This is a genomic window from Mycobacterium sp. 852002-10029_SCH5224772 (assembly GCF_001667315.1).
In the GTDB taxonomy this organism is placed as follows: Bacteria; Actinomycetota; Actinomycetes; order Mycobacteriales; family Mycobacteriaceae; genus Mycobacterium.
Genome location: NZ_LZHT01000075.1, coordinates 100,376 through 113,263, shown reverse-complemented (window position 1 = coordinate 113,263; position 12,888 = coordinate 100,376). Strand labels below are relative to the sequence as shown.

The following is a 12,888-nucleotide window of genomic DNA, read 5'->3' as shown; positions in this document are numbered from 1 at the left end:
GACACCGAAAAGACTTGGGCGTCTGGGTCTTTCGGCAGTTCGGGCCGTCCATCAAGACCTCCGTTTTCCTGCGAATGCTTCGCAGGAGCGCGTGGCCGGGGAATCGGTTCCGACGCGCCCGGTCAGGCGCCCGCTGTGGCGAAGCGGCGCAGCCAGCCGAACCAGGCGCCCATGCCGTCACCGGTGCGCGCGCTGACGGGCAGGATCGTCGCTGCCGCATTGACTTTGCGGACGTGGGTGATGTACGCGTCGACGTCCACGTCGAGATGGGGAATCAGGTCGATTTTGTTGAGCAGCACCACGTCGACCGACCGGAACATCACCGGATACTTCAGCGGCTTGTCCTCGCCCTCGGTCACCGAATAGACCATGGCTTTGGCGTGCTCGCCGACGTCGAACTCGGCCGGGCAGACGAGATTGCCGACGTTCTCGATGACCACCAGGTCCAGAACGGCGAGGTCGAGGCCCGCCAGTGCGCGGTTGATCATCGGCGCGTCGAGATGGCATTCGCCGCCAAATCCGTTGCTGGTATTGAGCAGTGAGACCTGGGCGCCGCGGCCGGTGAGCTTGGCAGCGTCCAGATCGGTGGCGATATCTCCCTCGATCACCCCGATCGCGAGCTCGCCGGCGAGCTCGTCGAGCGTCGCCTGCAAGACGGTGGTCTTGCCCGAACCGGGAGAGCTCATCAGGTTGAGGGCCCGGACCCCGCTGTTCTCGAACGCCGCCCGGTTGGCGTCGGCGAGCAGGTCGTTCTCGGCGAAGATCGCCTCCAGCACGTCGATGCGCTGGCCGCCGGTCCGGTAGCGGCTGTGATCGCCGTGGTCGTGGGGCAGTTCGCTGTGTTCATGGGTGTGCACGGTCCCGTCGTCGTGCCGATGGAATCTACCCATGTTCAACACCTTTCGACGTGACGCCTCACGACGCCCCCCTTGTCACGAGACATCCATCGACGTCACCAAGAATTCGTTGCCGCGCAGCACCTCGACGTCGGAACTGTCGCACCGCGGACACCAGATCGACCACGGCGAGATGATCTCCGATTGCCGGCCGCAGGCCCGGCATGTCACTTCGGCGCTGACGCATTCGAGTTCCAGTTCGGCGTCCGGCATGTCCTCGGCGTCCCGCACGAGCGTCCAGCAGAAGGACAACGACTCCGGCACCACCTGGCGAAGCGCGCCGACCCGCACGCGCACCACGTCGACGTGCCGGCCGTCGGCGTGATCCCTGATCACGCCGGCGATCGCTTCGCACAGTGACAGCTCATGCACCGCGGATCACCGGTGTCCGGGGTCCGTCCGACGGCTGGGCTGAACCGAAGGAGCCCATGAGCACTGTTCTACACCCGAAAGACGGATTTCGGTGAGCCTGGCTTAGGTCAGGGTTTCGGCTCCGAGATCACCGGGGCCCCACTTCTCCTCGATGCGGCCGTAGCGCCAGACGAGCAGGGCCACCGCCCACGTGACGACGAACATGCCGACGACGACGTAGCCGACGGCGTTGAGGTCAAGCCCGCCGACCCAGTTCCAGAACGCGCCCCGCCAACCGAATTGGTCGGCGAACAGGACGAGGAGCTCGACGCTGCCGATGAGCAGGGCGACCGCCACCGACAGCGCGGTGATGATGATGTTGTAGTAGATCTTGCGCACCGGATTGGAAAAGGCCCAGCCGTAGGCGAAGTTCATGAACGAGCCGTCGATGGTGTCCAGCAGGCACATGCCGGCGGTGAACAGCACCGGCAGGCACATGATGGCGTACCACGGCAGCCCGGCGGCGGCGCTGGTGCCGGCCAGCACCAGGAGCGCGATCTCGGTGGCGGTGTCGAAACCCAGGCCGAACAACAACCCGACCGGATAGCAATGCCAGGACTTGGTGATCGACTTGGTGAGGCGGCCGAGCAACCGGTTCATCAGTCCGCGGCTTTGCAATTGCCGCTCCAGTTCGGCCCCGTCGGTCTCGGGGTCGTATTCGCCCCGCCGTATCCGGGCGAACACGCGCAGGATGCCGACCAGGACGATGACGTTGAGAAGCGCGATCGCATACAGGAAGACGCCGGAGACGCTGGTGCCGATCAACCCCGTGTAGTGGTGCAGCGCCGAGGAGTCGTCTCTGATCGGCCCGACGACCGTTTTCACCCCGCACGCCAGCAGCAGCGCCAACCCGAAGACCACCGTGGAGTGGCCCAGCGAGAAGAAGAAGCCGACGGCCAGCGGGCGCTGACGAGAGTTCATCAGCTTGCGGGTGGTGTTGTCGATGGCGGCGATGTGGTCGGCGTCAAAGGCATGCCGCATGCCCAAGGCATAGGCCGTCAATCCGATGCCGACACCAAAAGCCTTGCCGCCCAAGCTGTATTGGGCCGGTGCCACGACGAAAACCAGGGTGACCCAGCCGAGCAGGTGCAGCGCGACGATGACGGCCAGCATCGAGGCCGAGCGCCACCACTCCGCCGGCTCCAGGGCGCCGAGAAGCCTGGTCGCCCATGACGGCCGCCAGTCGATCTCGGTGCTGGCCACGGGGGGTCCTTCCGGGGCGTCCTTGCGGTATCGGGCAGGCAACAACCGGCACGACTGTAAGTTCCGTGTCGCACCAGATGCAAGTGAGTCGCAGAATCGTGGAGCCTTGATCGGGGCGAAAGCTGGCGATCCCGGCGCCGCGGCGTGACACTGAAGCGGTGACGCCCAAGCCGCCACTGTTGGATCCGTCGGTCACCGAGAGGATCGGCGATCTGCTGCGCGCCCGCGGGCTGCGGCGGATGGCGTCACGGATCCAGGTGCTGGCGGTGCTCGAACCGGTCAACGGACACCTGTCGGTGGCCGAGATCGACAAGCGGATGCGTGAGTGCCTGCCCCCGGGAGCCCAGGCGCCCGACGTCGCCACCGTCTACCGCACCGTGACCACCCTGGTCGATCAGGGGGTGCTGCACGCGCTGACCCTCGACGGCGGCGTCACCACCTACGGGCTGGCCACCGCACCGCACCACCACGCGGTATGTACGAACTGCGGCACGATCATCGAGGTGCCCGCCCGCCGGCTGAGCCTGGCGCTCGAGCATGCGATCGCGGGCAGTTCTTTCGCGCTGTCGGAGGCGGCCGGGCTGACGCTGCACGGCCTGTGTCCCCAGTGTCAGGACGACAAACCGGTCGCCCGCCCGCGCCGCCGCTGAGGTCGGTGCAGGCCCAGTAGCGCGTTCTCCACCACCTCGGGCAGCGCGGGATGGATCCAGTACTGCCCGCGGGCCATCTGCGGGGCGGTCAGCCCGAAGCTCATCGCCTGGATCAACGGCTGGATGATCGACGAGGCCTGATGACCCATGATGTGCGCGCCCAGCAGGCGCCCGGTGCCGCGCTCGGCGATGAGCTTGACGATCCCGGTGGTGTCCTCCGACGCCCAGCCGTATGCGACGTCGCCGTAGTCCTGGATCTTCACCGAAATCTTGAAACCCTGTGCGATGGCCTGGTTTTCGGTCAGACCGACGCAGGATATCTGGGGATCGGTGAACACCGCGGACGGCACGTAGCGATGGTCGGTGACGGCCATCGCTTCGGTGTCGTCCCAGTCGCGGAGCAGATTGTGTCGCACGACGCGCGCCTCGTGGTTGGCGACGTGCTTGAGCTGATACGGCGACGAGACGTCGCCGAGTGCGAAAACGCCGGGGGCGGTGGTCCGCTGGTATTCGTCGACGACGACGCGGCCGTCCTCGACGGTGACGCCGGCCTGTTCGGCGTCGAGCAGATCGCCGTTGGGCACGCGGCCGGTCGCCACCAGCAGCGCGTCGGCGTTCACGGTGCGACCGTCGTCGAGGCGCAGCGCGACGCCCGAGCCGCGGTCGGTGACGCCCACGACGTTGCGGTGGGTGTGCAGCTCCCATTTGTTCGCCGCGATGCGGGTGAAGCGTTCGCAGAGGACGTCGTCGCAATGCCGCAGCAGGATCGAGCCCCGGACCACCATTGTGACCCGCGAGCCCAAACAGGAGAAGATGTGGGCGAATTCGGCGGCTACGAAGCCGCCTCCGACGATCACCAAATGCTCCGGCAGTTCGGGGATTCGCATGATCGTGTCGCTGGTGTGGTAGGTCGCACCCGACTCGAGGATCGCCGGGGGAACCACGGCCCGCGCCCCGGCCGCGATCACCACCTGGTCGGCGGTGAACTCGTCGCCGGCATCGGTGCGCAACAGGTAGCGCCCGTCGGCCTGGACGGGACCGAACCGGGTGTGCTGTTTGTACACATCGATATTGGGCGCGGAATTTCGGTAGTCCTCACCGCTGACCCCGATCGGATCGATGCGGCCGAAGACGCGCGAGACCATGTCGTCCCAGCGGATCCGCTCGATGCGCGCGTCGACGCCGTAACGCGCCGCCTCCCGGATGGTCTGGGCGACCTCGGCGGCATAGACGAACATCTTGGTCGGGATGCACCCGACGTTCAGGCACGTGCCCCCGAAGGTGCCCTGCTCGCAGATCGCCACCCGCTTGTCGTCAAAGCGGTCGTCGAGAATGGTGTTGCCCGAACCGGTTCCGATGATTGCGACGTCGTAGGTCTCCACCCCGTCACCCCTTTCCCAACGACGGCGAGGTGTCGTTGTTGTTGGTGGGCAGGTACTCGTCCAGCCAGAGATCCAGTTCCCGATAGGCGGCGTCGCGCGGGCGGTCCAGCGACAAGAACACGTCGTGTTTGGCATCGACCACCGGGACGATGCTGCTGCGGTTGCCGACACAGCCTGCCCACCTGGCGATCTGGGTGACGTCGAGAACGGCGTCGCCGCACCGCATCGACGCCGGATCCGCGGTCTCCTGCACGCTGTGGTCCGACCGCAGGATCAGATTCGGCACGCCGACGTCGAGGCCGCGGTGCAACCGGGCCTGGCCGCGCCGGATGGCGTGCAGCCAGCCGAAGGTGATCGGGAAGCCGCCCACGGGTTTCCACTGCAGGTTGTAGTCGAATTGCCCGTCGTAGTCGCGGTGCAACGTGGTGCCGTAGCCGCCCTCAACGGGTGGCCGGGCCACGCCCTTGGACCGCACCCGGGACAGGCCCGCGATCACCGCCACGGTCGCGGAATGCCGCAGAACGGCCGGGCCGGGCAGCTCCAGGAACGGGCTGTTGAGCACCAGCCCGCCAATGTTGGCGTGCGCGGCTGGGTTGCGGCGGCGCAACCGATCCAGCCACAACGACACGATGAGCCCACCCAGGGAATGCCCGTACACCAGCACCGTGCGGGCCTGCGAGCTCACGATGCCCAGGGCGTGCTCGAGTTCGGTGTCGTAGTTGGCGAGGTCGGTGATGAAGTGCGGGGTTTGGCCGTCACGCCGCGACCGGCCGCACTTGTGAAGGTCCAGCGCGTAAAAGGCGAAGCCGCGGGCGGCGAAGTGATCGGCCAGCTCGGTGTGAAAGAAGTAATCGGTGTAGCCGTGGACCGCCAGCACCGCCCGCCCGGCTGGACGCGGCTGGCCGCCGTCCGGTGCCGGTTCGGCCCCGCGCCGGATCAGCGTCGCGACGATGTCGCCCTCGCCGGCGGGATCGGAGCCCAACGCGACGGTGCGCTGCCAATATCCGGGTAGGACATCGGGCACCCAGCCAGTCACGAGGCAAGCTTAGAGCTTTTGCTGGGCACGGGGAGCCGCGCGCCGTTCGCGCCCGCTTGGCCTCGGGATAACCTGGGGATCGGCCCAGTCGAGGGAAGGACCAGCAACCCGGTGTCATCGCTAGCCACAGCCATGCGGACGGACGTCGTGCTGGTGGGCGCGGGCATCATGAGCGCGACGCTGGGTGCGTTGCTGCGCCGGCTGCAGCCGGATTGGTCGCTGACCTTCGTCGAGCGTCTCGATGGCGTCGCCGCCGAAAGCAGCAGTCCCTGGAACAACGCGGGCACCGGGCATTCGGCGTTGTGCGAGCTCAACTACACCCCGCGGCGCGCTGACGGCTCGATCGACATCGGCAAAGCGGTGCGCGTCAATGAGCAGTTCCAGGTGACCCGCCAGTTCTGGGCTTACGCCGTCGAGAACGGCATCCTGACCGATCGGCGCTTCGTGACCCGCGTCCCGCACGCGAGTTTCGTGCGCGGGGCGCAGGGTGTCGAGTATCTGCGGCGACGCCGGCAGGCCCTGGCCGCCAACCCGCTGTTCGCCGGGATCGAATTGATCGAGGATGCTGACGAGTTCGCGCGCCGGTTGCCGTTCATGGCCGCCAAACGCGACTTCTCCACGCCGACCGCGCTGAACTGGGCGGCCCACGGCACCGATGTCGACTTCGGTGCGCTGTCGCGACAGCTGGTCGGGTTCTGCGTGCGCAGCGGCGCGACGGCCCTGTTCGGACACGAGGTCCGCAACCTGAACCGGCGGTCCGACGGCGGCTGGACGCTGCTAATCCGCAATCGTCACAACGGCGAAAAGCGCCGGTGTGACGCCAAATTCGTGTTTGTCGGTGCCGGTGGTGGCGCGCTGCCGCTGCTGCAGAAGGCCGGCATCGGCGAGGTCAAGGGTTTCGCGGGGTTCCCGATCGGCGGCCGGTTCCTGCGCGCCGACAACCCGGCGCTCACCGCCGCACACCGGGCCAAGGTGTACGGGGCGCCCGCGCCCGGGGCCCCGCCCCTGGGGGCGCTGCATCTGGACCTGCGCTATGTCCACGGCAAGCCGTGGCTGGTGTTCGGCCCCTACGCCGGCTGGTCACCGAAGTTCTTGAAACACGGGCACTTTACCGATCTGCCCCGCTCGGTGAAGCCCCACAACCTGGCCTCGCTGGTCGGTGTCGGCGCCACCCAGCTCACGCTGGTCAAATATCTACTCGGCCAGCTGAGGCTCTCCGAACCGGACCGGCTGCGCGTGTTGCGCGAATTCGCGCCCACCGCAGTGGGTTCCGACTGGGAGTTGACGGAGGCCGGCCAGCGCGTGCAGGTGATCCGGCGCGACAAACGCAAAGGCGGGGTACTCGACTTCGACACCGCGGTGGTGGGGGCTGCCGATGGAAGCATCGCGGGCCTGCTCGGCGGCTCGCCGGGGGCGTCGACCGCGGTACCGATCATGCTCGATGTCTTGGAACGGTGCTTTGCCAACCGTTTTCAGGCGTGGCTGCCCGCGCTCAAAGAGATGGTTCCGTCGCTGGGGGCGACGCTGTCGAATGAGCCGGCGCTCTACGACGAGGTTTTTTCGTGGGGGACGAAAGTATTGGGGTTGGGCGACGATGTAGAGCGGAGCGATGAGGAGGAGCGGCGCAATTGAGACGCGGCGGCGACGATGCAGAGCGGAGCGATGAGGAGGAGCGGCGCAATTGAGCGAAGCACTGCGGCGTATCTGGGCCAAAGACCTTGATGCCCGGACACTTTACGAGCTGCTCAAGCTGAGGGTGGAGGTGTTCGTCGTCGAACAGGCGATCCCGTATCCGGAGTTGGACGGCCGTGACCTGCTCGCCGAAACCCGGCACTTCTGGCTGGAAACCGCCGACGGCGAGGTGATCTGCACGCTGCGCCTGATGGAGGAGCACGCCGGAGGCGAGAAGGCATTCCGCATCGGGCGGCTGTGCACCAAACGCAGCGCCCGCGGGCAGGGCCACACCACCCGGCTGCTGCGCGCCGCCCTGGCCGAGGTGGGCGACTACCCGTGCCGGATCAACGCGCAGACCTATTTGGCGGACATGTACGCCCAGCACGGATTCGTGCGCGACGGCGACGATTTCCTCGACGACGGCGTCCCGCACGTGCCCATGCTGCGGCCCGGCTCCGGTCTGGCGGCCCAGCCGTGAGGGCCTACCCGTTCAGCGCCATCGTCGGGCACGACCAGCTGCGGCTTGCCCTGCTGTTGTGCGCCGTGCGCCCCGAGATCGGCGGCGCGCTCATCCGCGGCGAGAAGGGCACCGCCAAGTCGACGGCCGTGCGCGGCCTGGCGGCGTTGCTGTCCGCCGCGACCGGCAGCGACTCCGGCCTGGTCGAAATGCCGCTCGGGGCAACCGAAGACCGGGTGATCGGTTCACTGGATCTGCAACGGGTGCTGCGCGACGGCGAGCATGCGTTTTCGCCGGGACTGTTGGCCCGCGCGCACGGCGGAGTGCTCTACGTCGACGAGGTCAACCTGCTGCACGATCATCTCGTCGATGTGCTGCTCGACGCCGCGGCGATGGGGCGGGTGCACATCGAACGCGACGGCATCTCGCATTCGCATGAGGCGCGGTTCGTGTTGATCGGCACGATGAATCCCGAAGAGGGCGAACTGCGTCCGCAGCTGCTGGACCGGTTCGGGCTCACCGTCGACGTGCACGCCTCACGCGACGTCGACGTGCGGGTGCAGGTCATCCGGCAACGGATGGCTTACGAGGCCGACCCGGACGGTTTCGCCGAGCGTTATGCCGGCGCTGATGCCGAGCTGGCACGGCGCATCGCCACGGCGCGCTCCCTTGTCGACGATGTGGTGTTGCCCGACAACGAGTTACGACGCATCGCGGCGTTGTGCGCGGCGTTCGACGTCGACGGCATGCGCGCGGATCTGGTGGTGGCCCGCACCGCCGTCGCGCACGCCGCCTGGCGTGGCGCGCCCACCGTCGAGGAACAGGACATCCGGGTGGCCGCCGAGCTGGCGCTGCCTCATCGGCGCCGCCGCGATCCCTTCGACGACCCGGGCATCGACCGCGACCAGCTGGACGAGGCCCTGGCGCGGGCCGGCGCCGACCCGGACCCGGAGCCCGACCCACCCGGCGGTGGTCAATCGTCAGGAACTGAACAGGATGCGCCGCAACAGAATTCGGGAGATACCTCCGCGGTGCAGCCACCGAAGGCGAGGCCCAGCGCACCGCCGTCGAAAACCTTCCGCACCCGAGCGCTGCGGGTTCCCGGTGTCGGGGAAGGCGCGCCGGGGCGGCGGTCGCGGGCGCGCAACGCCAGCGGCAGCGTCATCGCCGCCACCGACGGGGACGACACGAGCTGCGGCGGGCACGGGCTGCACCTGTTCGCCACCCTGCTTTCGGCCGCCGAGCGGGCCGGGGCGGGGCCGCTGCGTCCCGGGCCTGACGATGTGCGGCGCGCCGTACGCGAGGGGCGCGAAGGCAACCTGGTGATCTTCGTCGTGGACGCCTCGGGCTCGATGGCCGCGCGGGACCGGATGGCGGCGGTCAGCGGCGCCACACTGTCGCTGTTGCGCGACGCCTATCAGCGCCGCGACAAGGTCGCCGTGATCACCTTCCGGCACCAGGAGGCGCGATTGTTGTTGCCCCCGACCTCTTCTGCGTACATCGCCGGCCGCCGACTGGCCCGGTTCGACACCGGCGGCAAGACCCCACTGGCCGAGGGCCTGCTGGCCGCGCGTGAGCTGATCGTCCGGGAGAAGGCGCGTGACCGGGCCCGCCGCTCCCTGGTGGTGGTGCTCACCGACGGCCGGGCCACCGCCGGACCGGATCCGTTGGGCCGCGCCCGCTCCGCGGCCGCCCGGTTGGTCGCCGAAGGCGCCGCCGCGGTGGTCGTGGACTGCGAGACGTCTTATGTGCGGTTGGGCTTGGCCGAGCAGCTGGCCCGCCACCTCGGTGCTCCGGCCGTTCGGCTCGAGCAGTTGCATGCGGATTCGTTGACGCGTGCTGTGCGCGACGTGGCTTGAGAAAACCCTGAGAAAGGTAACATGTTATGCCGCAAGGCGTTCCGATTCACGTTCCCGATGACGGCCTGACCACCCGGGCGCGCCGCCACACGCCGGTGCTGGCGGTGCACACCGGCGCCGGCAAGGGTAAGTCAACGGCGGCGTTCGGAATGGCGTTGCGGGCCTGGAATGCCGGGCTCTCGGTCGCGGTGTTCCAGTTCGTCAAGAGCGCCAAGTGGAAGGTGGGCGAGGAGGCGGCCTTCGCCGCGCTCGGCGACGTGCACGATCAGCACCAGGCCGGTGCGCCCGTCGAGTGGCACAAGATGGGTGCGGGCTGGTCCTGGACGCGCAAGGCGGGCAGCGACATCGATCACGCGGCGGCCGCGGCCGATGGCTGGGCCGAGGTCGCGCGCCGGCTGGCCGCCCAGCGCCATGACTTCTACGTGCTCGATGAGTTCACCTATCCGCTGAAGTGGGGCTGGGTGGAGGTCGACGAGGTGGTCGAGGTGCTCTCGGCGCGGCCCGGTCATCAGCATGTCGTCATCACCGGACGCGATGCCCCGCAGCGGTTGGTCGATGCGGCGGACCTGGTCACCGAGATGACCAAGGTCAAGCACCCGATGGACGCCGGGCGTAAGGGGCAGAAGGGCATCGAGTGGTGAGTGTTCCCGCTGTGGTCCTCGCCGCGTCCGCCTCCGGCAGCGGAAAAACCACGGTGGCAACGGGTTTGATCGGTGCTTTGCGGCGGGCGGGCCACACCGTGGCGCCGTTCAAGGTGGGGCCGGACTTCATCGACCCCGGCTATCACGGCCTCGCCGCCGGCCGTCCCGGCCGCAACCTCGACCCGGTACTGGTCGGGGAGGGTCTTATCGGCCCGCTGTACGCCCACGGCGCCGGCGGCGCGGACATCGCCGTGATCGAAGGCGTGATGGGGCTGTTCGACGGGCGGATCGGGCCGTCCGCCGCCACCCCCGCCGCCGGATCGACCGCCCACGTCGCCGGACTGCTGGGTGCGCCCGTCGTCCTGGTCGTCGACGCACGCGGTCAAAGCCAGAGCATCGCCGCACTGCTGCACGGCTTTTCGACGTTCGACAACACCACCCGGGTTGCCGGCGTGATCCTGAACCGGGTCGGCTCGGCCCGGCATGAGCAGGTGCTGCGGCAGGCGTGCGAGCAGGCCGGTGTCCCGGTGCTGGGCGCCATCCCGCGCACCGCCGAATTAGAGCTGCCCACACGGTATTTGGGGCTGGTCACCGCGGTGGAGTACGGGCGCCGGGCCCGGCTCGCGGTCGACGCGATGACTGCTTTGGTCGCCCGCCACGTCGACCTCGCGGCGGTGGCTGCGGTCGCGCGAGGCCCGGTCGCGGAACAGCCGTGGGATCCGGCGACGGCCGTGGGGGAGACGCCGCGCCACCGCGCCACCGTGGCCGTGGCGGCCGGCAAGGCCTTCAGCTTCGGCTACGCCGAGCACGCGGAGCTGCTGGCGGCGGCCGGCGCGGACGTCGCCGCATTCGATCCGCTCGGCGACGCGTTGCCCGACGGCACCGATGCGGTGTTGTTGCCCGGCGGTTTTCCCGAACAGTTCACCGCGGAACTGTCCGCCAACGAGGTCGTACGCCGGCAGATCAAGGAACTCGCCGCCGCCGGGGCGCCCATCCACGCCGAGTGCGCCGGACTGATCTATTTGGCCACCGAACTTGACGGCCATCCGATGTGCGGCGTGCTGGACGGGCAGGCACGGTTCACGCCGCAGCTGACGCTGGCCTACCGCGATGCCGTCGTCGTCGCCGATTCCCCGCTCTACACCGCAGGCCAACGGGCCGTCGGGCACGAATTCCACCGCACCGCAGTCACATTCAGCGACGGCTATCAACCGGCATGGATCTACCGGGCCCACGACGCCGACCATGGGGGCGCACCCGTGCGCGAAGGCGTCGTGCACGGCGGTGTGCACGCCTCGTATCTGCACACCCATCCGGCCGCCGCGCCGGACGCGGTGGCGCGCTTCGTCGCACACGCCGCCCGGCCCGCCCGTCCGCGAATGTAACGCCAGGGTGGCAAAAGTTGGGCAAACCCACAGTGGCGTTACGCGCGCGGCGCCAGCATCGACAACCACTAAGCTTGCCGGGTGACTGAGAGCGCCTACCTCGTCGGCCTGCGGCTGACCGGCAGGAAGGTCGTCGTCGTCGGCGGCGGCACCGTTGCCCAGCGCCGGCTGCCGTTGCTCATCGCCAGTGGCGCCGATGTCCACGTCATCTCCCGCAGCGCCACCAGGTCGGTCGAGGCGATGACCGGAATCACCCTGGCATTGCGCGAATACCGCGGCGGCGACCTCGACGGGGCCTGGTACGCGATCGCGGCCACCGATGACCCGCGCGTCAACGAGGCCGTGGTCGCCGAGGCCGAAAGCCGCCAAATCTTCTGCGTCCGGGCGGACATCGCCATCGAGGGAACCGCGGTAACGCCGGCATCGTTCAGCTACGCGGGATTGTCCGTCGGCGTCCTGGCCGGCGGAGAGCACCGGCGCTCGGCGGCGATCCGCTCGGCCATCCGGGAGGCATTGCAGACCGGGGTCATCACCCCCGAAGGCCCGGTGAGCTCCGACGCCGTCAAGGGCAGCGTGGCGCTGATCGGCGGCGGTCCCGGTGACCCGGAACTGATCACCGTGCGCGGCCGCCGGTTGCTCGCTCAGGCCGACGTCGTTGTCGCCGACCGCCTCGCGCCGCCCGAACTGCTCGCCGAACTACCGCCGCACGTGGACGTCATCGACGCGGCCAAGATTCCCTACGGGCGGGCGATGGCCCAGGACGCCATCAACGACGTCATGATCGAACGCGCCCGGGCCGGAAGCTTTGTGGTGCGCCTCAAGGGGGGCGACCCCTTCGTGTTCGCCCGCGGCTACGAGGAGGTGCTCGCGTGCGCCGACGCCGGCATCCCGGTCACGGTGGTGCCGGGTGTGACAAGCGCCATAGGTGTGCCCGCATTGGCGGGCGTTCCCGTCACCCATCGGGCGATCAATCACGAATTCGTCGTGGTCAGCGGCCATCTCCCGCCCGGGCATCCCGAATCGTTAGTGAATTGGGACGCGCTGGCCGCACTGTCGGGCACTATCGTTTTGCTGATGGCGGTCGAGCGCATCGAACTCTTCGCCCAGGCCCTGTTGAAGGGCGGTCGACCTGCGGATACGCCCGTACTGGTGGTGCAGCATGGAACGACGGCCGCTCAACATACTTTGCGGGCCACCCTGGCCGACACGCCCGAGAAGATTCGGGCCGAAGGTATCCGACCTCCCGCGATCGTCGTGATCGGGGCTGTGGCGGCTTTCGGGGTTTAAACGGTTC

12 protein-coding genes are annotated in these 12,888 nt (G+C 68.6%); 7 read left to right on the top strand and 5 right to left on the bottom strand.

Features of this window, described 5'->3' with window-relative positions; genetic code table 11:
- Positions 1–122: 122 nt before the first annotated feature.
- The 3 genes from hypB to A5775_RS13155 form a co-directional block, all read right to left on the bottom strand.
- Positions 123–890 (bottom strand): hydrogenase nickel incorporation protein HypB, encoded by a 768-nt coding sequence (gene hypB / locus A5775_RS13165; protein WP_067252843.1) that lies wholly within the window; start codon positions 888–890, stop codon positions 123–125.
- 42 nt (positions 891–932) lie between these two features.
- Entirely contained in the window at positions 933–1,268 is a 336-nt protein-coding gene (locus A5775_RS13160) for a hydrogenase maturation nickel metallochaperone HypA (protein ID WP_067252742.1), read from the bottom strand.
- A 102-nt stretch (positions 1,269–1,370) separates the two neighbouring features.
- Positions 1,371–2,510, bottom strand: coding sequence for a HoxN/HupN/NixA family nickel/cobalt transporter (locus tag A5775_RS13155; RefSeq protein WP_067252739.1), 1,140 nt, complete (start codon positions 2,508–2,510; stop codon positions 1,371–1,373).
- A gap of 158 nt (positions 2,511–2,668) precedes the next feature.
- On the opposite strand from A5775_RS13155, the gene A5775_RS13150 reads away from it, so the two are divergent.
- Positions 2,669–3,160: a Fur family transcriptional regulator gene (locus tag A5775_RS13150; protein WP_067252737.1), complete on the top strand. Its 492-nt coding sequence runs from the start codon at positions 2,669–2,671 to the stop codon at positions 3,158–3,160.
- On the opposite strand, the gene mtr is transcribed toward A5775_RS13150, so the two are convergent.
- Both mtr and A5775_RS13140 read right to left on the bottom strand, forming a co-directional pair.
- Positions 3,121–4,542 carry a mycothione reductase gene (gene mtr, locus A5775_RS13145; RefSeq protein WP_067252733.1) on the bottom strand — a complete coding sequence of 474 codons (1,422 nt, stop codon included), beginning with the start codon at positions 4,540–4,542 and terminating at the stop codon, positions 3,121–3,123. The genes A5775_RS13150 and mtr overlap by 40 nt on opposite strands.
- Before the next feature lie 4 nt (positions 4,543–4,546).
- On the bottom strand, positions 4,547–5,578 hold the full coding sequence (locus A5775_RS13140; RefSeq protein WP_231995171.1) for an alpha/beta hydrolase: 1,032 nt from the start codon (positions 5,576–5,578) through the stop codon (positions 4,547–4,549).
- Positions 5,579–5,710: 132 nt separating this feature from the next.
- Between A5775_RS13140 and mqo the strand changes: the two genes are divergently transcribed.
- The 6 genes from mqo to cobA all read left to right on the top strand — a co-directional run bounded on the left by mqo (position 5,711) and on the right by cobA (position 12,881).
- Positions 5,711–7,210, top strand: a complete 1,500-nt coding sequence (mqo, locus tag A5775_RS13135) for a malate dehydrogenase (quinone) (protein WP_067252727.1) — start codon at positions 5,711–5,713, stop codon at positions 7,208–7,210.
- Positions 7,211–7,259: 49 nt separating this feature from the next.
- Positions 7,260–7,730, top strand: coding sequence for a GNAT family N-acetyltransferase (locus A5775_RS13130; RefSeq protein WP_067252724.1), 471 nt, complete (start codon positions 7,260–7,262; stop codon positions 7,728–7,730).
- Positions 7,727–9,568: a magnesium chelatase subunit D family protein gene (locus tag A5775_RS13125; RefSeq protein ID WP_067252722.1), complete on the top strand. Its 1,842-nt coding sequence runs from the start codon at positions 7,727–7,729 to the stop codon at positions 9,566–9,568. The genes A5775_RS13130 and A5775_RS13125 overlap by 4 nt, the downstream gene beginning before the upstream one ends.
- Positions 9,569–9,594: 26 nt before the next feature.
- Positions 9,595–10,209 (top strand): cob(I)yrinic acid a,c-diamide adenosyltransferase, encoded by a 615-nt coding sequence (gene cobO, locus A5775_RS13120; protein WP_067252720.1) that lies wholly within the window; start codon positions 9,595–9,597, stop codon positions 10,207–10,209.
- Positions 10,206–11,594, top strand: a complete 1,389-nt coding sequence (locus A5775_RS13115; RefSeq protein ID WP_067252717.1) for a cobyrinate a,c-diamide synthase — start codon at positions 10,206–10,208, stop codon at positions 11,592–11,594. Before cobO ends, A5775_RS13115 begins: the two co-directional genes overlap by 4 nt.
- Positions 11,595–11,675: 81 nt before the next feature.
- Positions 11,676–12,881, top strand: a complete 1,206-nt coding sequence (gene cobA / locus A5775_RS13110; RefSeq protein WP_067252715.1) for a uroporphyrinogen-III C-methyltransferase — start codon at positions 11,676–11,678, stop codon at positions 12,879–12,881.
- Positions 12,882–12,888: the final 7 nt, after the last annotated feature.

Coding starts and splice junctions, on each gene's coding strand:
- hypB (WP_067252843.1), bottom strand. CDS start 890: ATGGGTAGATTCCATCGGCACGACGACGGGACCGTGCACACCCATGAA.
- mqo (WP_067252727.1), top strand. CDS start 5,711: ATGCGGACGGACGTCGTGCTGGTGGGCGCGGGCATCATGAGCGCGACG.
- cobO (WP_067252720.1), top strand. CDS start 9,595: ATGCCGCAAGGCGTTCCGATTCACGTTCCCGATGACGGCCTGACCACC.